Genomic DNA, 22,836 nt, shown 5'->3' with positions numbered 1-22,836 from the left:
GAAAACTTAGACTTGGGAAAGATAATTATTATCTAAATCAATTCCCTAATTTTTTAAATGAAATTGCCCTGCTATTTGGATAAAAAAGTTTTGCCAATTAAAAAACTAATTTATCTTTGCAGTCCTAAATTCAGGGCGCGTAGCTCAGTTGGTTCAGAGCACTTGGTTTACACCCAAGGGGTCAGGGGTTCGAATCCCTTCGCGCCCACAAAATCTAAGGTTGTCCGTATAAATGGGTAACCTTTTTTGTTTTATGGTATATTACGTTTATATATTGTATTCTGAATTACTGAACAAGTACTACATAGGTTCCAGTAAGGACATTCAGGGAAGACTGGAAAGGCATTTACAGAATCACAAGGGATTTACCGCCAGGGCAAAGGATTGGCGTTTGGTTTATAAAGAAGCATATGTTGCCAAACTAGATGCTCTGGCACGGGAGCGTCAAATAAAGAAATGGAAAAGCAGAAAGAAGATTGAGGATTTAATAGAGCAGGGACAGAACTAAGGTTCAGAGCATCCCGATTTACATCGGGAGGGTCAGGGGTTCGAATCCCTTCGCGCCCACAAAATCTAAGGTTGTCCGTATAAATGGGTAACCTTTTTTGTTTTTTGCAAGATAATATCCTTACTTCTTAGGAGCTATAATTGACACCTTATATTTTTTAAAATATTACATGATCAGGTTCAAATCATATTTTTTTGATTTCGTTTCCGAGAAAAGAGCGTTAAAAAAAAGACCGCCAATTAGCAGTCTTTTTTACTCTTATAATCTCATTGGTTTATAAACCAAAGGCTTCTTTTACTTTGTCTACATAATCCAATTTTTCCCAAGTAAACAATTCTACATCTAAAGTCACAGATTCTCCGTTTGGCTGCGAAAATGTTTTGGTAACAATTTCATTTTTACGTCCCATGTGTCCATATGCAGCTGTTTCGCTATACATAGGTGAGCGTAACTTTAGTCGTTCTTCTATGGCGGCCGGTCTCATGTCGAATAGTTGCTCTACTTTTTTTGCAATTTCACCATCGGTCATGTTAAAAGGACAAGTGCCATAAGTGTCTATAAAAATTCCCATAGGCTCTACTACACCAATAGCATAGCTTACTTGTACCAAAACTTCGTCGGCCACACCTGCAGCAACTAAATTTTTGGCAATGTGTCTCGTAGCATAAGCGGCACTTCTGTCTACTTTACTAGGGTCTTTTCCAGAAAATGCACCGCCACCATGAGCGCCTTTACCACCATACGTATCAACTATAATTTTACGTCCGGTCAAACCCGTATCACCATGTGGTCCACCAATTACAAACTTCCCAGTAGGGTTAATATGGTAAGTGATATCACTGTTAAACAAGGTTTGCGTTGGTTCAGGCAGCTTGGCAATAACCCGAGGGATAACAATATTAATAACATCATCCTTTATTTTAGCTAGCATGCTTTCATCATCCCCAAATTCATCGTGTTGGGTGGAAACAACAATAGCATCTATACGCTGAGGAATATTATTGTCGCTATACTCTATAGTAACTTGACTTTTAGAATCGGGCCTTAAATAGGTGATTTCTTTGTTCTCTTTACGCAGGGTTGCAAGTTCTTTTAGTATCCTGTGAGATAGGTCTAATGCCAAAGGCATGTAATTTTCGGTTTCGCGCGTAGCATAACCAAACATCATCCCTTGGTCGCCAGCACCTTGTTGTTCTTTGCTAGCTCTGTCAACACCACGATTAATATCATCAGATTGTTCATGGATGGCAGAAAATACACCACAAGAATTACCATCAAACATATATTCGCCTTTTGTGTACCCAATTTTGTTTATGGTGTCACGCGCAATTTTTTGTACATCCAAATAAGTATGCGATTTAACCTCGCCCGCAAGAACTACCTGTCCAGTTGTAACCAAGGTCTCACAAGCAACTTTAGAGTCTCTATCAAAGGCCAAAAAGTTGTCTATTAACGCATCGCTAATTTGATCTGCCACCTTATCTGGATGTCCTTCGGAAACACTTTCCGAAGTAAATAAATAAGCCATATATCTATTAATTTAATCTAAGATTTGACGATAACGTCTCAGGAAGTTTACACTGCCTTTAGCATTTTTATTTTATACCGACACACGTTCGGTATAAAGAGGTTGCAATCAGTCAAATCTTTCCTCTATTATTTGTGAGGGCAAAAGTAAAAAAATAAAAGTAAAAGTGAATTGATTTTTATTTTTTTCGGAAATTAATTGTTTATTAAAATTTATTTGTAAATATTTGTTCCCTCATAAATGAAAAGACAATTTTTAAATATCATTTCTATTATCGTCATCGTGATTATTTCATGAGGATAATGGGATGGTATATAAACTTAAAATATATTTAAAAGCCTTCCCGTAAACGGAAGGCTTTTTTTATTGAATATTTTTTCATTTTTGAACATCATAAAAAAACGATGTTAATTTATTGTTTTTCAAATAGTTGCGGTGTTTGTTGTGTTGCTGGGTTTAACCTTAAAAAACAATAAATAGGGCAATTAAAAACCTAATAAATTAATTTCGAAGCTTATTTGTAGCATTAGGAAGTTTCTGTTAAAAAGCTTAAAACGTTAAATAATATTAAAACAAATAGGATAAAACATAAAATTATCTACAATAAAAATGAAGGAACTTAATAAATATAGTAGAAGGTTAACTCAGGATGAATCCCAACCTGCCTCACAGGCTATGTTATATGCGGTTGGACTGACCGATGAAGATATGCAAAAACCTCAAGTGGGCATTGCAAGTACAGGTTACGATGGTAACCCATGTAATATGCACTTGAATGGATTGGCTGCTGAGGTGAAAATTGAGTGCAAGATCGCTAATATGGTAGGTTTAGGATTTAATACCATTGGAGTTAGTGATGGTATATCTATGGGGACTTCTGGTATGAACTATTCATTAGCGTCTAGAGATATTATTGCAGATTCTATAGAGACTGTGATGAATGCTCAAAGTTATGATGCCTTAGTTTCGGTTGTTGGATGTGATAAAAATATGCCTGGGGCGGTGATTGCAATGCTGCGATTAAACAGACCTTCCATTATGATGTACGGAGGCACTATAGCTTCTGGGAAATACAAAGGACGAAAGCTCAATATAGTTTCGGCTTTTGAAGCTTTAGGACAAAAGGTAGCAGGAGAAATTGATGAGGATGAATACCGAGAAATTATAAAACGAGCTATTCCGGGAGCGGGAGCTTGTGGCGGAATGTATACGGCAAATACTATGGCCTCGGCTATTGAGTGTATGGGATTTGCTTTACCTTATAACTCTTCAATTCCAGCCGAAAACCCAAATAAATTATCGGAAGCCGAAAGAACGGCAATAGCTATAAAAAATCTTTTGGAACTGGATTTAAAACCGTTGGATATTATTTCTAAAAAGTCCATTGAAAATGCTATTGCTTTGGTAAATGCCTTAGGAGGCTCTACCAATGCGGTATTACACTTTTTAGCCATTGCACATGCGGCTGATATTGAATTTACACTAGAAGATTTTCAACGTGTAAGTGATAGAACACCATTAATAGCCGACTTAAAACCGTCTGGAAAATATTTAATGGAAGACGTTCATGGTATTGGAGGGACACCAGCAGTAATGAAATATTTATTGGATAACGGTTATTTACATGGTGATTGTTTAACGGTTACTGGTAAAACATTGGCCGAGAACTTAAAAGATGTAAAACCTCTTGAATTTGAAAACGATCAGGACGTTATATACCCAACAGATAAAGCCTTAAAATCATCAGGGAATTTGCAAATTCTATATGGAAACTTAGCGTCTGAAGGTGCTGTTGCAAAAATATCTGGAAAAGAAGGTTTGGTATTTGAAGGTAAAGCGGTAGTGTATGATGGAGAGCAAGCAGCAAATACAGGAATATCCAAAGGTGAGGTAGAAAAGGGCGATGTTGTGGTTATTCGTTATGTTGGGCCTAAAGGTGGGCCTGGTATGCCCGAAATGCTTAAACCTACATCCTTGATTATGGGAGCTGGATTAGGAAAATCAGTAGCACTTATAACCGATGGGCGGTTTTCTGGAGGAACACATGGTTTTGTAGTGGGGCACATAACGCCAGAAGCTCAAACAGGTGGTGCAATTGGAATAGTGAAAACAGGAGACAGAATTAGGATTAGTGCAGAGGACAACTCTATAAACGTCTTACTGTCTGATGAAGAATTAGCAGAAAGAAAAGCCCAATGGAAGGCTCCAGAATTGAAACATAAAAAAGGAATATTATATAAATATGCTAAATCGGTAGCTTCAGCTTCAAAAGGTTGTGTTACTGATGCATTCTAGTTTCCGCAAAAGCGGAAATCTCATAAATAATAGTTGAGATTATGAAAGAAACAGAGACATTAGAATCAAAACAAGCTTCAAAAGGTACTACAGAACGTATTAGTGGAAGTGAGGCGGTTGTAAAATGTTTAATAGCTGAAGGTGTTGATATACTGTACGGATATCCAGGTGGTGCTATTATGCCGGTCTATGATGCCCTTTATAAATATCAAGACCAAATTCATCATGTTCTTACACGTCATGAACAGGGAGCTGCGCATGCTGCTCAAGGCTTTGCTAGAATTTCAGGCAGAGTAGGTGTGGCGATGGCAACTTCTGGTCCGGGAGCTACCAATTTAATTACAGGAATTGCAGATGCTCAAATAGACTCGACACCGTTGGTGTGTATCACAGGACAAGTGTTTTCACATTTATTGGGAAGTGATGCATTTCAGGAAACCGATATCGTAGGTATCTCTACTCCCGTTACTAAATGGAGCTATCAGATTACTAAAGCATCTGAAATACCAGAAATTATGGCCAAGGCATTTTATATAGCCAAAAGTGGACGCCCAGGGCCTGTATTAATCGATATTACTAAAGATGCTCAAGTTTCAGAGTTAGATTTTAAGTATGAAAAATGTACTGGGGTAAGGAGTTATAATCCTATTCCAAAATTAAATAATGATACCGTTCAAGCCGCTGCCGATATTATAAACGCTGCAAAAAAGCCTATGATTGTCTGGGGACAAGGTGTTATTCTTGGTAAAGCCGAAGAAGAATTAAAGGCTGTTATTGAAAAAGCGGGTATTCCAGCGGCGTGGACCATTATGGGAGCTTCTGCAATACCAACATCACACCCATTAAATGTAGGTATGGTAGGTATGCATGGTAATTATGCACCTAACGTGTTAACTAACGAATGCGATGTGCTTATAGCTATAGGAATGCGTTTCGACGACCGTGTTACAGGTAAATTAGATACCTATGCAAAACAAGCCAAGGTAATTCATTTTGAAATTGATCCAGCAGAGATTGACAAGAATGTAAAAACCGATGTGGCGGTTTTAGGTGACTCCAAGGAAAGTTTAACGGCTTTATTGCCCTTGTTAAATGAAAACACACATGATGCATGGTTGGACGAATTTAAAAAGCTGTATGCTACAGAGTTTGAAAAGGTAATAAAGAATGACATTCATCCAACCAAAGAAGGGTTGACTATGGGTGAAGTGCTAAAAGAAATAAACAAGCAAAGTGAAGGAAATGCAGCTATTGTTTCTGATGTAGGGCAACACCAAATGATTGCTTGCCGCTATTCGGAGTTCAATAAAACCAAAAGTAATATTACTTCAGGTGGTTTGGGGACTATGGGCTTTGCACTTCCTGCGGCAATGGGAGCTAAAATGGCAGCACCAGAGCGTGAAGTAGTGGCTATTATTGGTGATGGAGGTTTTCAGATGAATATTCAGGAATTGGGTACCATTTTCCAAACACAGATACCAGTTAAAATTGTTGTATTGAACAATGAGTTTTTAGGTATGGTTCGCCAATGGCAACAGTTGTTTTTTGATAAGCGATATGCTTCGACAGAAATGACCAATCCGGATTTTATAACGATTGCCAAAGGATATCACTTAAGAACTAAGCGCGTAACTAAAAGAGAAGAGTTGGCAGAAGCTGTTAAGGAAATGATAGCTTCAGATAGCGCTTATTTCTTGGAGGTTTGTGTAGAAAAAGAGGATAATGTGTTTCCTATGATTCCAGCTGGAGCATCGGTTTCAGATATTCGCTTAAGTTAAATCAAGAAATAGATAAAAGAAAATAGAAATATTAACGAGAGATAATATTAAAGAGACATCAAGATTTGTGGTAAAGTAATCTTTTCTCTTTCATCTTTTCTCTTTCATCTTTAACAAAATGAACGAAGAAATAAAAACTTTTACGATTTCAATTTACACCGAGAACAATATTGGGCTACTAAATCGTATTTCAGCTATTTTTCAGCGCAGACATATCAATATAGAAAGTTTAACAACATCGCAATCTGAAATTGAAGGCGTAAATCGCTTTGTAATTGTTGTAAATATTACAGAACCTCAAGCTAAGAAAATTATAGGTCAAATAGAAAAGCAAGTAGAAGCTATTAGAGCATATTATCATACGGATGAAGAGACCATTTTTACGGAATCTTGTATGTTTAAAATTAAATCAGATTTATTGTTTGAGGAACCTCAAATTCAAAACATAATAAAGGATAGTAATACTAGAATTGTTACTGTAAATAAAGAGTTTTTCGTATTGGAGAAATCAGGAAGGCGTCATGAAATAGAGGCTCTAAGAAAAGAATTAAATGCGTTTGGAATTATGCAGTTTGTGCGTTCTGGACGTATTGCGGTAACCAAAGAAGAAATGAAAATAACAGAAATGCTTTTAGCATTCAATAATCAATAACACAATAAAATGGGAAATTATTTTAACACATTATCGTTAAGAGATAAGTTAGATCAATTATCGAAATGTAGGTTTATGGAGTCTTCAGAATTTGAAGATGGCGTAGATGTTTTAAAAGGTAAGAAAATAGTAATTGTTGGCTGTGGAGCTCAAGGTCTTAACCAAGGGTTAAACATGCGTGATTCGGGATTAGATATTTCTTATGCCTTACGCGATGCAGCCATTGCAGAAAAACGCACTTCTTATGTAAATGCAACCGAAAATGGGTTTAATGTTGGAACGTATCAAGAACTAATTCCAACAGCCGATTTAGTGTTGAATTTAACTCCAGACAAACAACATACCAATGTAGTTAATGCAGTTATGCCTTTGATGAAACAAGGTGCAACTTTATCATATTCTCATGGTTTTAACATCGTAGAGGAAGGAATGCAAATCCGTAAGGATCTTACGGTTATTATGGTAGCACCTAAATGTCCGGGATCTGAAGTAAGAGAAGAGTATAAGCGTGGTTTTGGGGTTCCAACACTTATTGCGGTGCACCCAGAAAATGACCCTGAAGGAAAAGGTTGGGCACAAGCAAAAGCTTATGCTGCTGCAACAGGAGGTGATAGAGCTGGAGTTTTAGCATCATCTTTCGTTGCTGAGGTAAAATCAGACTTAATGGGAGAACAAACAATTCTTTGTGGTTTGTTACAAACAGGATCTATCCTTTGTTTTGATAAAATGATTGAAAAAGGAATCGATGCTGGATATGCTTCAAAATTGATCCAATACGGATGGGAGACCATTACCGAGGGGCTTAAGTATGGAGGAATAACCAATATGATGGATCGTCTGTCTAACCCAGCTAAAATTAAAGCATTTGAATTATCTGAAGAATTAAAAGGTATCATGCGTCCGTTGTTTCAAAAGCATATGGACGATATCATGGAAGGTCGTTTCTCTAGTGGCATGATGGCAGACTGGGCTAATGGTGATAAAGATTTATTAGGCTGGAGAGCTGAAACAGCTGAAACTGCATTCGAAAAAACACCTGCTGGAGATGTTGAAATCTCTGAGCAAGAGTACTACGATCATGGGGTGTTAATGGTGGCAATGGTAAGAGCTGGAGTTGAGTTGGCATTTGAAGCTATGACCGAATCAGGAATTATAGATGCCTCTGCATATTATGAATCCTTGCACGAAACACCGCTTATTGCTAATACCATTGCAAGAAGAAAGTTATATGAAATGAACAGCGTAATCTCTGATACAGCTGAGTATGGTTGTTATTTGTTCGATCATGCATGTAAACCGTTATTGGCCGATTTTATGAAGAAAATCGATACCGATGTAATTGGTAAAGCTTATGCTAAAGATAATGGCGAAGGTGTTGATAACGCAAGACTAATTGAAGTAAATGCGGCTTTAAGAGCACATCCCGTTGAAAAAGTAGGTGCTGTGTTAAGAGCGTCTATGACAGCGATGAAACCAATAGTTTAACTAGTTATGGAAGAGGAAAAATTAGTGTATTTTCCTGAAATCAAAGATGTTCAAGTAGCTGCCGATACAATTAAAAATGTATCGGCAGTTACGCCTTTACAGGCTAGCCTCAGATATTCAAATGACTATCAATCCAACATACTTTTAAAGCGAGAAGATCTTCAGCAAGTACGCTCTTATAAGATAAGGGGGGCTTATAATAAGATTAGTTCCTTAACACCAGAAGAGTCCAAAAACGGTGTGGTTTGTGCTAGTGCAGGTAACCATGCCCAGGGTTTTGCGTTTGCGTGTAACCACCTTAAAATTCAGGGTGTTGTCTATATGCCTTCGGTAACACCTATGCAAAAAGTCGAGCAAACCAAAATGTTTGGAGGCGATTATATTACGGTTGTTTTGGAAGGTGATACTTTTGATGATGCTTACCATTTGGCAATTAATGCTTGTGAAAAGCAGCATAAAACATTTATTCATCCATTTGATGATAAAAAAGTTATTGAAGGACAAGCTACTATTGGGCTGGAAATTTTGGATCAGGCACAAGAGCCCATCGATTATGTGTTTGTTGCTGTTGGAGGCGGGGGATTGGCAGCTGGTTTATCAGCTGTTTTTAATGCGCTTTCGCCAGATACCAAAATTATAGGAGTAGAGCCTGAAGGGGCACCTTCCATGTTAACGTCTATAAGGAATGATAAGAATACAGAACTAGATTATATTGAAAAGTTTATTGATGGCGCAGCAGTAAAGCGTGTAGGGGATCTTACATTTCCAATATGCAAGCAATATCTGCATGATATGATTACGGTGCCAGAAGGTAAAGTGTGTCAGACTATTTTAGATTTGTATAATAAAGATGCCATTGTTGTAGAGCCAGCTGGAGCCTTGAGTATTTCGGCTTTGGATTTTTATGCCGAAAAAATTAAAGGAAAGAACGTTGTTTGTGTGGTGAGTGGCAGTAACAATGATATTACGCGTACACCGGAAATAAAAGAACGCGCCTTGTTGTATGCCAATTTAAAGCACTATTTTATTATAAAATTTCCGCAACGTGCGGGCGCTTTAAGAGAGTTTGTAGTGGATATTTTAGGGCCTAATGATGATATTACGTATTTTCAATATGCTAAAAAGACCAATCGTGAGAATGGGTCTGCGGTAGTAGGTATTCAATTAAAATCTACCAGTGACTTAGATCCCCTAATTACTAAAATGAAGCAACGTAATTTTTTTGGAGACTATTTGAACGATAAACCTGATTTATTTCAGTTTTTGGTGTGATAATATACACTGTACTACAATATATTAAAAGCACTTGTTAAATATGGTTTAACAAGTGCTTTTTAATTATCAATTAATGATTAATTAGAAGTCACGATACGTACCTTCGAGATATTGATTGGCTTCCTCTTCAGTGAATTTAGCGTTTGCACTATCCCAATGTAAGGTTTGGTTCGGAAAACGCCCTGCTATTACACCTAAAAGGATCGTTTCGGTTAATTTAGAGGCATAAGAAAATGGAGCGCTACAAGTGTCCTTGCCCAAGCAAGCATCTATGAACTGGTGATAGTGCTTAGGCCCTTCAGAATCATAATTACGAATTGGTTCTCCCAAATTGTTAGCTTCTGAGATTGCTGCAATTTCAGAAGAGATGTCTACATACTTCCCGTCAACAATTTTCTGAGGCAGTTGCATAAAATGGGGTAAAAGTAAGCGGCCTTTTTCACCAACAAACATGGCGCCTTGCTCAGGCAAGCTACCTTCGTTGGCCGTTTTGGCTTCAAGAGACACTTTGTCTTCTAGAGAAGCCTCTTCGTTGATCGATGTATCCGCTGTTTTTGCAGCCTCATCCATACCTGGTAACTTTAGGTCTTCATGGTCTCTGGGGGCGCCGGGACCATCGTACCAAATCCATTTTAAGGTTTCTGAAGTATAATTGGTTTGAGGAAATTCGTAGGTTACAATATTGTTTTCAGGATATCCAAAGCCTGTAGTCTCCCTGCATTCATTCTTAATGGTCATAGGGACGTCTAATTCAAGGGCATTATATGGTGTGTCAAAAATATGTACTCCCATATCACCAAGGGTGCCACAGCCGTAATCCATTATTTTACGCCAATTACCTGGGTGGTACATGCCATTTTTATAAGGTCTTTCAGAAGAAGTTCCTAACCAAAGGTTCCAATCTAAAGTATTAGGTACGGGGTCGCTACCTTCTGGAGCTGGACCATCATATCCCCAGTTTTTTGGAGACCATGCATGTACAGTATGTACTTTACCTATAATCCCAGATTGAATTAAAAGCGTAGCTAACTTATAATCGTAAAAAGAGTGTACCTGAATGCCCATTTGCGTAATCAGATTTTTTTCTTTGGCCAGTTTATTCATGGCTCTGGCTTCTGATACATAGTGTGTTAATGGCTTTTGGCAATACACGGGTTTGTCCATGTTCATAGCAAGCATCGATGCAGGTGCATGGGTATGATCGGGAGTAGATACAATTACAGCATCTATGTCGTCGGCCATTTCTTTTAACATAACACGGTAATCTGAAAAAACCTTTGCGTTTGGGTGTTGCTGTTTGGCTTCTGATAGCTTATTGGAATCCACATCACATAATGCAACTATATCAGCCAACGGATGAGAGGCAATGGCATCAAGATCAGCCTTTCCCATACCGCCAACGCCAATATGAGCTGTTCTAATACGTGTTTTAACAATAGGTTTTTCTTTGCACATAACAAGGGACGGTACTAAAACTAATCCTGTAACGCCTAAACTACTTCTTTTTAAAAATTCTCTTTTGTTCATGATCTAAAGTTTTAGCTATAGTTTTTTTATTTTAATGTTTCTAAACCAAATAGAACTGGCATGGTCTTGTAGTCCAATATATCCCGTTTTATATTTTCCATAATCTGGACTGTTTTTCCACTTATCGGAATTCTTTTTTTCATGCCAAGCTTCATCCCATGGAACAAAAGATAATAGCTTCTTTCCATTAAGCCAATGTTCAACTTTTTCTGGTGTAAATATAATTTTAGAAGTATTCCATTCTCCAATGGGGTTTAGTACTTTTTGTGACTGATCGGCCGGGTGCATGGCGTAATCGGATCCTGTTTTTTGTAACGGTTTTAATTCTTCAGGGTTTTCGGTATAACCTAAACTTAAATTGTATTCGGTTAGATCGTGTATTTTGGCATAACCCAAATCATCAATAAGTTGGTATTCAGGAGAAGTCTCAGGTAAAGATTTATGGCCTTCTTTTACATGGTAAAAAATGCCACTGTTTCCGCCTGGTGGAAGTTTCCACTCTACGTGAAGCTCAAAGTTATCAAATTCTTCAGCAGCATAAATAATATCCTTTCCGCCCTTGTAATTTTGTTCCAAACCCAGTTCGGTATTAAATGTTAGAACACCGTCTTCTATAACCCAGCCTGGAGGTAGTGTGTCCTCGTTGTAGGCACGCCAGCCTTTGGTGCTGGAGCCATCAAAAAGGTAAATCCAATCGCTTTCATTAGCCTGGGGTTGATCCGTTGTTTCTTGAGTTAGAGGTGGCGATTTTCTGTCTTCTTTGTCCTTACAGGATAAAATAAGAGCCGTAAAAGATAATGCTAAAATTAGATGTTTCATCTGTTTAAATTTTATTGTTTTCATTGGTTAGATGGAATTCACCATTAAACATCTTCTATGCTATCAAGAATTGTTATGGCACATTTCATATTTGTAAAATTATTAAACTTTAAATATAAAAAATTGAACGGGTTTTTTATGTTAGTTTTATTTTTTTGTTAGTGTGATCAGGTCATTTGGTTTGGTGTTGATGTAATATTCATAAAAATGAGGCGTGTTTAGTTCCGGCAGCGTCGCTTTTCCTTTATCATCCAATACGGTAATGGAATCCATAGGTGATAGTAAAGCGTTATTTTCTTTGTTCGTTATTATTTTACCTCCGGTAATATTTAAAGGGATTGGGCTTCTTATAGGGAGGATACCTCCATTGTTAGATAGTATTCTTGCCTCTTTTAAGGAATTGTGAAGCCATTTAATATCAACTACAAAGTTACCACGGGCTTTTAAGCCAGAGATATGTCCTTTTTCCCATTTTTTGGGAAGTGCGGGAAGTAAGTGGACAAAACCGTCATGCGATTGTAGTAACATTTCAGCGATACCGGCAGTTGCTCCAAAATTACCATCAATTTGAAAGGGCGGGTGGGCGTCGAACATATTTGGGTAACAACCAGAGCCTTTAAAATTAGGATCGTTTTCTTTAACTAAATGGATGAGCTTCGATAAGATTGCTAGCGATTTGTCGCCGTTGTAGAGGCGAGCCCACATATTTACTTTCCAGCCCATTGACCATCCTGTTGCCTGATCTCCTCTTCGGAATAATACTTGTTTAACGGCTTTTGCTAATTCAGGGGTTTTTGTTGGCGTAATTTGGTTGCCAGGATGAAAACCATACAAATGTGAAATATGTCTATGGTGTATATCTCTATCTTCAAAATCGAACTGCCATTCCTGTAATTGGGCGTGCTTTCCTATTTGATAGGGAAGGAGCTTGCTCTGTTTTTCTAATATTTCCTTTTTAAGCTTATGGTCTTCCAATCCTAATACATTTAAAGATTGTAAGTATCGGGAAAAACTTTCTCTTATAAGTGCCATATCCATAGTTGGGCCAGGACTTAGAGTAGAACTTTTACCATCACCATACAAAAAGCTTTGTTCGGGAGAGTGTCCTACGGGAGTAACCAGATAACCGTCTTTATTGGGAGTAAGCCAATCTTTGTAAAAAAGGACGGCACCTCGCAATAAAGGAAAGGCCTGTTCTTTCAAAAAGTCGACATCGCCTGTAAAAAGGTAATGTTCCCAAAAATGACTTACTAACCATCCTGCGCCTACAGGCCAGAAGGAGCAGGGACAAGAATCGACCGGGCCCGAATTCCTCCAAATAGACATATTGTGATTTGCCAGCCACCCATCATTGCCATACATGGATCGTGCAATTTTGCTTCCATTTTCAGCAAGTTCGTTAATGGCACTAAACAAAGGGGTGTGGCACTCTGAAAGATTAGTGACTTCGGCAGGCCAGTAGTTCATTTGTAAATTGATATTCATTGTATACGCGCTGGCCCAGGGAGGAATAAGTTTGTCATTCCAAATGCCTTGTAAGTTAAGAGGTTGTCCCCCTGTTCTGGATCCTGAAATCATCAAATATCGCCCATACTTAAAAAATAATGAGACAAGACTTTCATCTCCCCCTTTTTCATAATGAATAATTCTTTGGTCGGTGGGTAATTGTGTCTTTTTGTTTGTTTTGTTTATTTGAAGATCAACGCGGTTGAAAAGGTTTTTATAATCAGAAAGATGTCGTGTCTTGATCTGTTGGTAGTTTGAGTTGCTGACTGCGGCCAAAATTGCTTTAGTGCGCTCTTCAGGTAGGTTTTTGTTTGTCGGACTTTCATCAAACGCGGTGAAACTCGTTGCCGAAGTAAGCAGGATAACCATTTCGGAAACATTAGAGAAGTTTAACTTTCCTTTGTTGTATCTAACCTCACCATTTGCATTGTTTACTTTTAGTCGGGATTGAAAGTACATGCCTAATCCGTCAACTTCATCATGATAGAGTATTTGTTTGGCAAAAGGTTTTCTGCTTCGGTCTTTGTTGTAAATTTCCGGATATTTGTGTTCATCTCCATAGTTTTCAACATGTTCCAGAGTTCTTCGTAAGGCAAAACCCGGTACTTGAGCATTGAGGAATAATAAATTATCGGATCCTCCAACTTCCATAGTGGGCTCGTGTAAAGTCGTAAATGAAACAGATCCGTTCATTTTGTCTGGACCATTGGAAGTAAGCTTAATGGCAATGACATGATCTGGATAACTCGCAAATATTTCACGTTCATAAACTGTTTCTCCTATGGTATAGGTTACTTTGTGTAAGGCATTGGAAACGTCCAGAGACCTTTTATAGTTGGAAATACTGCCTTTATGGCCCATCTCTATCCATAGGTCACTCATAGGTTGAAACAGATCTTGCGGCCGACCCAACCAGTTTTTTTGAACTAATTTTTGCCCCTCCGCATAATCACCTTGATCAAAGGCGTTGATAACTTCATTGTAGTCTTCCCGAATGTTGTAATTTTCATATTTGTGATTGGGATCTCCACTATATAAGGTGCCTTCGTTTAGTTGAATGTGTTCTTTGTATGGATCACTAAAGATCATGCCTCCCATGTAACCATTACCAACAGGGAGGGCTTCGGTCCATACTTTAGCGGGTTGCTCGTAGTATAATAGGTTGTCATTTGATTGTCCGAACAGATTGTTAAGGGAGAGAAAAAGTGCTGTTATAAGGAGTGGTTTGTTCATTATTAACGTTGTTTTTAGTTTGCAGTTTGTCATTGCTTTTACTACAAGGAGGAATATCGGGAGAAATAACAAATACTTCAAATTTTGCATCCTATAAATTGAAATTGTTTAAATAAGAAAAGAACGGGATGAAATTAACTCAAAAGTCTGATAATTCTTTGAACAAATAACACTGCAGTTAGTACTTATTTTGCATTTTCTCGAAAAGAACGTAATTAAATGCTTCCATTAAAACTGTCGAGAATTACATGACTGAGGCATTTAAGATTTTACGAGAGAACCTGGAGGACAAGATTGGTTTGTTCTGTTTCTTGTATTTCATTATAAAATGAAGAAAACTGAGGAGTTTGTGCGATAAGGGATGTCTATCTTAAGGTAAGGTGTAAGTCGCTTATGTGGTGTCATGACTATGTAATTTCAGAATTTTCGGAACAAATAGCCTGATTTCTTCCTTGAAATTTTAAAGAACAACACAGAATTTTTAGTCGCATAGAAATAAAATTAACAGTCGAAATCGATTTCGTTATAAACGTTTTATAGCCTAGTAATTAAAGTGTTAAGAATTCAGTATTTCTTTCAAAATGGACAGCTTTTAAAAGGGATTTCAATAGAAAGATAGGTATCTTAGCCTTACACTAAACTCTAACAACTTATATTATGAATAGATCTTTCAAGGATATCCCTGAGCCTTATAAAATAACAACTTTACTACATCAAAAAAACTATTTGGTGTCAGGAGAGTTGAGGGAATGGAAAGGAGATACAATTAATGTTTATTCTACGATTTCTTCGACTAAAACATACGAACCAACGTTGTTGGGGAGTATTCCGCAATTAGGGGAAACAGAAGCTTTGGACGCGTTAAACGCGGCCTGCTTGGCTTACGATAAAGGAAAAGGTTTATGGCCAACCATGAAGGTGGTAGATAGAATTGCCTGTATGGAAAAGTTTGTCTCGCAGATGAAGACAAAACGGGATGAGGTTGTCAAGCTTGTAATGTGGGAAATAGGAAAGAATTTACCAGATTCGGAAAAGGAATTTGATAGGACGGTTGAATATATTTACGATACCATCGAAGCCTATAAACAATTGGATCGCGACTCGGCAAAATTTGAAAAGCAACAGGGCGTTTATGCACATATACGTCGAGGGCCATTGGGCGTTGTATTGTGTCTTGGCCCCTATAATTACCCGTTAAACGAAACGTTTACATTGCTTATACCAGCTTTAATTATGGGGAATCCGGTTATTTTCAAACCGGCGAAGCTAGGCGTATTGTTGATATCCCCTTTGTTAGAGACCTTTCAAAATAGTTTTCCAAAAGGCGTTGTAAATGTTATTTATGGAAGAGGGCGTGTTTTAGCTACGCCCATAATGCAATCTGGAAAAGTAGATGTGCTGGCATTAATAGGTAATAGTAAATCGGCTAATGCGCTTCAAAACCAGCACCCTAAAAAGAATAGATTACGTTTGGTGTTAGGATTGGAAGCCAAGAATCCAGCTATCGTTTTGCCCGATGCCGATCTGGATTTAACTATTGATGAGTGTATAACAGGAACCTTGTCTTTTAACGGGCAAAGGTGTACCGCATTAAAAGTGCTTTATGTTCACGAATCCATAGTTGATGAATTTAACAAGCGTTTTTCTGAAAAAGTTGACGCGCTTAAGTTTGGTAATCCGTGGGACGATAGTGTTAAATTAACACCATTGCCAGAGGTGGAAAAACCTGGTTACATAAAAGAATTGATAGATGATGCAGAGGAAAAAGGAGCTGTTGTTATAAATAATAAAGGAGGAGAAATATCAGAGAATTTTATTTTTCCGGCCATATTGTATCCCGTGGATAAATCTATGCGGGTTTTTCGGGAAGAGCAATTCGGACCAGTAATACCAGTAGTGTCTTTTACAGAGATCGATGAACCTCTGGATGACATGGCTGCATCTAATTATGGACAACAGGTAAGCCTGTTTGGTCAGGATGTTACAACGCTATCGCCTTTAATCGATATTTTGGTTAATCTGGTATGTCGCGTTAATTTAAATAGTTCATGTCAGCGTGGTCCCGACGTTTACCCATTTACAGGAAGAAAAGATTCTGCATTTAGTACTTTGAGTGTTGTGGATGCGTTGCGCTCATTCTCGATTAGGACCTTTGTAGCCTCCAAGGACAATAATTATAATAATGCTATTTTAAAGGAGCTTTTGGAAAAGAAAACATCTAATTTTATAAGTACCGATTACATATTGTAGGAACATAAAAGTCCAAAGAACTGGACTGTTTTTTTTGTATAATTTTTTTCACTGAATTATACTATACAATAATGTTGGTATATATGTGTATTTTTGATTATCTTAAAAGAGTGAAATTATGCTAAACAAAATGCTAAAAATGAGAACAATAAAATACGTGTTAGTGTCGATTTTTTCTTGTGCACTATTAGTTGGTTGTGGAGGAAAAGAAGAGAAGAAAAAAGAAGGGTTTTCATATGAAAAGAAAACCAGTGAACCTAAAAAAGAGGTTGAGGAAGATATCAGTAATGTGGTTATCTCTGGTAACGACATGATGAAATTCGATAAAGCTGAAATTAGGGTAAAAGCAGGTAAAAAAGTAAAGTTAACCCTTAGGCATATTGGTAAATTGGATAAGAAAATCATGGGGCATAATTTTGTGTTGCTTAATAAAGGAGTTGATCTTGTAGCTTTCGGAAATAAATCTGCAACAGCTCATGATACGGAATTTATACCAGCAGATGCAAAGAATGACATTATTGCCCATACTAAATTGATAGGAGGAGGAGAGACTACCTCGATAGAGTTTGAGGCACCTGAGCCAGGGGAATACGAATTTTTGTGTAGTTTCCCAGGACACTATGGCATGATGAAAGGGAAGTTTATTGTAGAGTAAACTAAAATAAAATAAAATTAATATTTTAAGCCTCAAGGATTGTTTTGTTCTTGAGGTTTTTTTTGCTCTGTGATTTAAAGGTTGTTATTTGTTGTGAGTTATTGCTGGTTAATTTATATAAGGGTAGATGTTTAATTGTGTTTGTACTTGTATAATTTTTTTCACTGAATAATACTGCACAATAATATTGAGCTGTATATATATATTTGGTTTTGTTGCAGTTAGCAAGCAGCTACTAAACTAAATTTTAAGATTAATTATTAGAAGGATTTATTTATGAAGATCAAAATTTTATTGGCCATGCTCTTTTTTGGGGCTAATTTATTTGCGCAGGAGCAGATAAAGCTTGATAACCTGAATGATTTTGACCAACAAGCGGGGAACTGGCAAATTGTGGGGGAAGTTACTGTAGATCGGAATGTTGATGTGCATGAGTTGGAAAATCACGAGGTAGAAGCAAAATCAAAAAAGAGAAAAAAGAGAAAACGAAAAAGTGAAAATCAGGTAGTACTAAAGCCCATAGACTTTAAGTCAGGTACAGGAATTCTTCTTAATGTAAACGATTCTGAAAAAAGAGATGCTCTAAAAACAATATGGGAACATGGCGATATCAAATTAGAATTGGAAGTGATGTTGCCTAAAGGATCTAATTCGGGAATTTATTTACAAGGTAGGTATGAGTTGCAGCTTAAGGATAGCTGGGGTGTAGAAAACCCTAAAATGTCTGATATGGGAGGTATTCACAATAATTGGGAAACTGCTCCAGATAAAATATTTAGAGGCATTGCTCCTTTGAGTAATGCATCAAAAGCACCAGGCCTGTGGCAAAAATTAAAAATTCATTTTCAAGCTCCGCGATTTAACGCATTAGGAGAAAAAATAGCAAATGCTAAATTTGTCTCCGTTATACTTAATGGCGTGGCAATTCATACAAATGTAGAGGTACCACACTATACAGGTGGTCCGATTGCGAAAAATGAAGTAGCTAAAGGCCCTCTTATGATTCAAGGAGATCATGGGCCAGTAGCATTTAGAAATATTAAATACCAGTTGTTAGAACCTTCAAATGTGTATGTGTCTTCTTTGACATACAAAGCATACAAAGGTAACTTTAAAGGCTTGGATGAAATAAGGGAAGTCAATATGATTTCTGAAGGAGAAGCCAATTTAATTGATGTTAACCAAACTGGAGAGGAAGATGCCTATGGTATCAAATATACAGGAGTGTTGAATATCCCAAAAGAAGACGATTATATTTTGTCTGTTGGATATACCGGAGGGGTTTCGTTGCAGGTTGATGGAATGTGGGTTATTCAGAAGAATGCTTCAGATAGACATGAAACACTTAATACAACTTTAAAACTAGAACCGGGTGAGCATAACTTCGTATTGACCAATATTAAATCAGCTGCTTGGAGAGCCCCTAGGCTTGGGTTTTCAATAGGTACAGCGGCAACAAACCCGAAAGTGCTTAATGTATATGACTCATACCCAAATTCGGTAAGCTCTGTGTCGCCAATATTTGTACAACCAGGAGCAAAACCACGTATGTTAAGAGCTTTTGTAGCTTTTAAAGGTAATGGTAAGCGCTTATCACATACTATTGGAGTAGGAATGCCAGAAGGTATAAATTATGTATACGATTTAGGGGCAGGTAATCTTGTTGGTGTTTGGCGAGGCGATTTTGTCGATGCAACACCTATGTGGCATAACAGGGGAGATGGGTCGTTCAGACCTAAAGGTGCTGTCCAATGGACGTTCTTGAGTCAACCTGTAGCACAGCTATCCGATTTAAAGGAAGCCTTTCCGGTAACAGGAAGTGCTCCCGATTTTATATCTAAAGGTTATACTGTTGATAAAGTGACGGGGCAGCCAGTGTTCAAATATGTTTATAAAGATGTGGAGATTGAGAGTAGTATAATGTCAACTGGCAATACACATGTTGCTCATAATATTCATTTTTCGAAGTCAGGTTTGGTTAATTGGTATTGTAAGCTAGCCTCAGGGTCAGTTAAAAAAATGTCTGATGGTTCATACGCTATTGGTGATCAGAAATACTATGTTAAAGTGTTATCGGGGCAAACCCCTACGATAAGAGAAGTAGAAGGGGAAACAGAATTAGTGATTCCAGTTGACGGGAGTACGGTTAAATATGAAATAATTTGGTAGGCGTTATGAGAAAAGTAATATATAGCAGAATTTATAGTGTAAAAATAGTTACAGCTTTATTAGTGTTTGTATCCGTACAAGGGCTGTTGGCACAAAATACACCAAAAGAAGAAGATTATTATAGAATTACCAAAGTGCCAACTCCCGAAGGCGTTCTTGTAGAAGGAGGAGGGGTTGAATCTCTTCCCAATGGAAGTATTGCTGTTTGTACCAGACGTGGTGATGTTTGGATCATAGAAAATCCAACTATGGCTAATGGAGAGCCATCTACATTTATAAAGTTTGCTTCAGGACTGCACGAACCATTAGGGTTAGCCTATAAGGATGGTGCATTATACACGGCGCAGCGAGGAGAGCTTACAAAGCTTGTAGATACTGATGGAGATAGAATAGCCGATATATATGAAACCATTTATGCTTGGCCTTTATCGACACATTATCATGAATATTCGTTTGGTCCTGTATTGGCTCCAGACAACACATTTTTTGTAACTGCCAATGTGGCCTTTGGTAGTGAAGAGTGGTGGCGAGGAGAAAGTCGTGTGCCTTGGAGGGGTTGGACAATGAAAATAACTGAAGATGGAAAGATGGAGCCTTGGGCAACAGGAATGCGTTCTCCTGCTGGATATGGATTAATAGATGGCGAGTTGTTTTATACAGACAATCAAGGAGATTGGATTGGGTCAGGAGCTTTGTGGCACTTGCCAAAAGGTGTGGTTACAGCGCATCCAGCTGGACTTAAATGGAGTGAATTGGAAGGATCTCCAATTAAGTTAACAGAAGCACAATTTTATAGTAAAATTGATAAACGACAGGTTAAAAAGAATGGAAGATATGTGAAACCTGAAAATATTCTTGATGAAGAAGATCCCGATTTTGTTTATGAATTAAAAGAGTCTTTTCCGGAGTTGCAATTACCAGCGGTAGTGCTACCACATGGCATATTAGGGATTTCAAATTCTGAGGTCAAAGTTGATAAAACCGGAGGTAAGTTTGGGCCTTTTGAAGGTCAGGTGCTTATTGGAGATATGGGGCAGAGTAAGATAATGCGTGTTGTTCTTGAGAAAGTAAAAGGTGAGTATCAAGGAGTAGCTTTCGATTTTAGATCAGGGTTTCAATCTGGAGTGATGCGAATGGATTTTGATAATAACGGTAATCTTTTTGTTGGAGAAACTAACAGGGGGTGGGGGTCTGCCGGGACAACAAATTCAGGTTTGGAGTATCTAACGTGGACAGGACGTGTGCCTTTTGAGATGAAGGCTGTAAAAGCCATGCCCGACGGTTTTGAGATAGAGTTTACAAAACCAGTGGACAAAGCTTCGGCAGAAGATTTAGATTCCTATAAGGGTAAAAGTTATATCTATAAGTACCACCCCGCTTATGGAAGCCCACAAACAAATATTGAAGATATTAAAATAAAAGGCGTAAAGGTAAGTGAAGATGGTCTTAAAGTACGTGTTGTAACGGATAATTTAAGACAATACTATGTTCATGAAATGACCTTGCAAGGGGTTAAGCTTAAAGGAGGGGATGTGTTGACATTACATCCAACATTTTATTATACTTTAAACAATATACCAGATGGTTCTAAATTGGAATTGTCTCAGCTTTCAACCAAACGATCAAGTGCTGCTAAAAAGAAAGTTGCTAAAAAGGCAAGTGTAAATAAAAAGGAAAGCGTAAAATCGGTTGCTGTTTTAAGTGATGCTGAGGTGCAACCATTGCTAACCAATAATACATGTGTTGCATGTCATAATAAAGAAAAAAGAGTTGTAGGCCCATCTTTTAAGTCGATTGCAAAACGTAATTATAGCAATGAAAAAATTGTTGAACTTATTTATAATCCGCAACCCAAAAACTGGCCGGAATACGCTACGCCTATGGCACCAATGCCACAAGTGCCTAAAGCTGAAGCTTTAAAAATTGCAGCTTGGATAAATTCGTTAGACGATTAACTTTAAGTTGAAAGGGACCTTGTAAAGCGTTTTTTTAGAGCAATTTTTTAATCAAGGCGTTCTTTTGTTTTTATAAAGATTAGATATTTTTGAAAGAAGTGGTGAATTGTTAATTTGTCACTTCTTTCTTTTGTTTGTTATAAGATAAGCAAGACTTTGAAAGGAGATTACTAAAGTGAATGCCGAGTATTACAGATGGTGCATAACTCAATTTGTTAGCCAACTTTAATAGTTTTTATCTGACTACGGGATAAGAGAGGATGCTAAGTAGCCTTGTTTGTAGTACTTTACCTTGATATATGCTCTAAATACGTTAAAAGAATTGATTATTTGGTTGCTCATTTTCGTCAAAAAGGTGGATGAATTCGGAAATTTTACTTAAGAATAATATAACTATACGCTTAATAGAAAGTTGTGTAATTATAGAAAATATGGGAGTTTTGAAGCGATAGCATGACGAGTTAATTAAAAGTATTTTGTTAAATAAAAATTATAAGCTTATTTTTTATTTAACAAAATTTTAATATTTTGCTTGCTGATTTACGATTTTAGCGAGTTAAAAAATACGAATACCTCACTTTTGGTATTCGGTTAGGTAAGTATTAATATTTTGCGCATTTAAATTTTATGAGTAAAAATTATCTGTATAATGATTCTTTTTTGGTAGAGCAGGTGGCAAATGGTTGTGAAACTGCTTTTCTGAAATTGTTTAATTATTATAAAGATGATATTTATAGGTATAGCGTTAGTATGCTTAAGCAAAAGGAGTATGCTGAAGAGATTGTACAAGATGTTTTTTTAAAAGTATGGTTAAATCGAGATAATCTTGATCCTGACCTGTCCTTCAAGTCTTATATTTTTACCATTACCCGTAATTTAACAATCAATTTTCTGCATAAAGTGGCTAATGATAAGAATATGAGGGAGCATGTTTTTTATGATGACTCCGTATGTAGCCCTGTTGAAGCAAAGTTGGATGAAGCTTATTATGAAAAAATAAAACAGCAGGCTATCAATAGATTATCGCCAAAGCGCAAACGTATTTTTGAGCTCTCAAGAAACAAGGGGATGAGTTATGACCAAATAAGTGAAGAGCTTGGGATATCAAAAAATACGGTTAAAAACCAGATGAGTAGTGCCCTTGATACTATTAGAGAGTTTTTATTTGCCCATGAGAATTTAACTTTCATTCTTTTCTTTA

At 37.3% G+C, this 22,836-nt stretch carries 15 protein-coding genes and 1 tRNA gene; 12 read left to right on the top strand and 4 right to left on the bottom strand.

What is annotated here, in order from left to right; genetic code table 11:
* The first annotated feature begins 133 nt into the window (after window positions 1–133).
* A tRNA-Val gene (locus ABD792_RS06445) sits at window positions 134–208 on the top strand.
* A 45-nt stretch (window positions 209–253) separates the two neighbouring features.
* Window positions 254–508, top strand: a complete 255-nt coding sequence (locus ABD792_RS06440; RefSeq protein WP_345005041.1) for a GIY-YIG nuclease family protein — start codon at window positions 254–256, stop codon at window positions 506–508.
* A 274-nt stretch (window positions 509–782) separates the two neighbouring features.
* Here ABD792_RS06440 and metK read toward each other — a convergent pair whose 3' ends face one another.
* On the bottom strand, window positions 783–2,036 hold the full coding sequence (gene metK, locus ABD792_RS06435) for a methionine adenosyltransferase (RefSeq protein ID WP_345005040.1): 1,254 nt from the start codon (window positions 2,034–2,036) through the stop codon (window positions 783–785).
* Window positions 2,037–2,645: 609 nt separating this feature from the next.
* Here metK and ilvD point away from each other — a divergent pair.
* From ilvD to ilvA, 5 genes are all read left to right on the top strand, one after another.
* On the top strand, window positions 2,646–4,331 hold the full coding sequence (gene ilvD, locus ABD792_RS06430) for a dihydroxy-acid dehydratase (protein ID WP_345005038.1): 1,686 nt from the start codon (window positions 2,646–2,648) through the stop codon (window positions 4,329–4,331).
* Window positions 4,332–4,372: 41 nt separating this feature from the next.
* Window positions 4,373–6,109, top strand: a complete 1,737-nt coding sequence (gene ilvB, locus ABD792_RS06425) for a biosynthetic-type acetolactate synthase large subunit (protein WP_345005037.1) — start codon at window positions 4,373–4,375, stop codon at window positions 6,107–6,109.
* Window positions 6,110–6,227: 118 nt separating this feature from the next.
* A complete protein-coding gene (gene ilvN / locus ABD792_RS06420) occupies window positions 6,228–6,761 on the top strand; it encodes an acetolactate synthase small subunit (protein WP_345005036.1) in 534 nt (177 codons plus the stop codon).
* Between the two features lie 9 nt (window positions 6,762–6,770).
* Window positions 6,771–8,246 carry a ketol-acid reductoisomerase gene (ilvC, locus tag ABD792_RS06415; RefSeq protein WP_345005035.1) on the top strand — a complete coding sequence of 492 codons (1,476 nt, stop codon included), beginning with the start codon at window positions 6,771–6,773 and terminating at the stop codon, window positions 8,244–8,246.
* Window positions 8,247–8,252: 6 nt separating this feature from the next.
* On the top strand, window positions 8,253–9,518 hold the full coding sequence (ilvA, locus tag ABD792_RS06410) for a threonine ammonia-lyase IlvA (protein ID WP_345005034.1): 1,266 nt from the start codon (window positions 8,253–8,255) through the stop codon (window positions 9,516–9,518).
* 84 nt (window positions 9,519–9,602) lie between these two features.
* On the opposite strand, the gene ABD792_RS06405 is transcribed toward ilvA, so the two are convergent.
* The 3 genes from ABD792_RS06405 to ABD792_RS06395 all read right to left on the bottom strand — a co-directional run bounded on the left by ABD792_RS06405 (window position 9,603) and on the right by ABD792_RS06395 (window position 14,606).
* Complete coding sequence (locus ABD792_RS06405; RefSeq protein ID WP_345005033.1) at window positions 9,603–11,048, bottom strand: Gfo/Idh/MocA family protein; 1,446 nt, start codon at window positions 11,046–11,048, stop codon at window positions 9,603–9,605.
* 15 nt (window positions 11,049–11,063) lie between these two features.
* The gene (locus ABD792_RS06400; RefSeq protein WP_345005032.1) at window positions 11,064–11,867 is read right to left on the bottom strand and encodes a 3-keto-disaccharide hydrolase; all 804 of its coding nucleotides are present in this window, start codon (window positions 11,865–11,867) and stop codon (window positions 11,064–11,066) included.
* A gap of 147 nt (window positions 11,868–12,014) precedes the next feature.
* A complete protein-coding gene (locus tag ABD792_RS06395) occupies window positions 12,015–14,606 on the bottom strand; it encodes a glycoside hydrolase family 95 protein (RefSeq protein ID WP_345005031.1) in 2,592 nt (863 codons plus the stop codon).
* Between the two features lie 657 nt (window positions 14,607–15,263).
* Between ABD792_RS06395 and ABD792_RS06390 the strand changes: the two genes are divergently transcribed.
* From ABD792_RS06390 to ABD792_RS06370, 5 genes are all read left to right on the top strand, one after another.
* On the top strand, window positions 15,264–16,856 hold the full coding sequence (locus ABD792_RS06390; protein ID WP_345005030.1) for an NADP-dependent glyceraldehyde-3-phosphate dehydrogenase: 1,593 nt from the start codon (window positions 15,264–15,266) through the stop codon (window positions 16,854–16,856).
* A gap of 139 nt (window positions 16,857–16,995) precedes the next feature.
* Window positions 16,996–17,511 carry an azurin gene (gene azu, locus ABD792_RS06385; protein ID WP_345005029.1) on the top strand — a complete coding sequence of 172 codons (516 nt, stop codon included), beginning with the start codon at window positions 16,996–16,998 and terminating at the stop codon, window positions 17,509–17,511.
* Window positions 17,512–17,787: 276 nt separating this feature from the next.
* Window positions 17,788–19,680 (top strand): 3-keto-disaccharide hydrolase, encoded by a 1,893-nt coding sequence (locus ABD792_RS06380; RefSeq protein ID WP_345005028.1) that lies wholly within the window; start codon window positions 17,788–17,790, stop codon window positions 19,678–19,680.
* A 5-nt stretch (window positions 19,681–19,685) separates the two neighbouring features.
* Window positions 19,686–21,635: a c-type cytochrome gene (locus tag ABD792_RS06375; RefSeq protein ID WP_345005027.1), complete on the top strand. Its 1,950-nt coding sequence runs from the start codon at window positions 19,686–19,688 to the stop codon at window positions 21,633–21,635.
* Window positions 21,636–22,262: 627 nt separating this feature from the next.
* The coding region (locus tag ABD792_RS06370) for an RNA polymerase sigma factor (RefSeq protein WP_345005026.1) at window positions 22,263–22,836 on the top strand (574 nt) is incomplete at its 3' end.

The sequence above is a fragment of the Snuella lapsa genome (assembly GCF_039539345.1).
GTDB lineage: Bacteria > Bacteroidota > Bacteroidia > Flavobacteriales > Flavobacteriaceae > Snuella > Snuella lapsa.
The sequence above is the reverse complement of the archived record's forward strand: the minus strand, read 5'-3'. Positions and strand labels throughout refer to the sequence as shown.

Bases quoted from the DNA above. Each gene is read 5' to 3' on its own strand.
- ABD792_RS06440 (WP_345005041.1), top strand. From the start codon at position 254: ATGGTATATTACGTTTATATATTGTATTCTGAATTACTGAACAAGTAC.
- metK (WP_345005040.1), bottom strand. From the start codon at position 2,036: ATGGCTTATTTATTTACTTCGGAAAGTGTTTCCGAAGGACATCCAGAT.
- ilvD (WP_345005038.1), top strand. From the start codon at position 2,646: ATGAAGGAACTTAATAAATATAGTAGAAGGTTAACTCAGGATGAATCC.
- ilvB (WP_345005037.1), top strand. From the start codon at position 4,373: ATGAAAGAAACAGAGACATTAGAATCAAAACAAGCTTCAAAAGGTACT.
- ilvN (WP_345005036.1), top strand. From the start codon at position 6,228: ATGAACGAAGAAATAAAAACTTTTACGATTTCAATTTACACCGAGAAC.
- ilvC (WP_345005035.1), top strand. From the start codon at position 6,771: ATGGGAAATTATTTTAACACATTATCGTTAAGAGATAAGTTAGATCAA.
- ilvA (WP_345005034.1), top strand. From the start codon at position 8,253: ATGGAAGAGGAAAAATTAGTGTATTTTCCTGAAATCAAAGATGTTCAA.
- ABD792_RS06405 (WP_345005033.1), bottom strand. From the start codon at position 11,048: ATGAACAAAAGAGAATTTTTAAAAAGAAGTAGTTTAGGCGTTACAGGA.
- ABD792_RS06400 (WP_345005032.1), bottom strand. From the start codon at position 11,867: ATGAAACATCTAATTTTAGCATTATCTTTTACGGCTCTTATTTTATCC.
- ABD792_RS06395 (WP_345005031.1), bottom strand. From the start codon at position 14,606: ATGAACAAACCACTCCTTATAACAGCACTTTTTCTCTCCCTTAACAAT.
- ABD792_RS06390 (WP_345005030.1), top strand. From the start codon at position 15,264: ATGAATAGATCTTTCAAGGATATCCCTGAGCCTTATAAAATAACAACT.
- azu (WP_345005029.1), top strand. From the start codon at position 16,996: ATGAGAACAATAAAATACGTGTTAGTGTCGATTTTTTCTTGTGCACTA.
- ABD792_RS06380 (WP_345005028.1), top strand. From the start codon at position 17,788: ATGAAGATCAAAATTTTATTGGCCATGCTCTTTTTTGGGGCTAATTTA.
- ABD792_RS06375 (WP_345005027.1), top strand. From the start codon at position 19,686: ATGAGAAAAGTAATATATAGCAGAATTTATAGTGTAAAAATAGTTACA.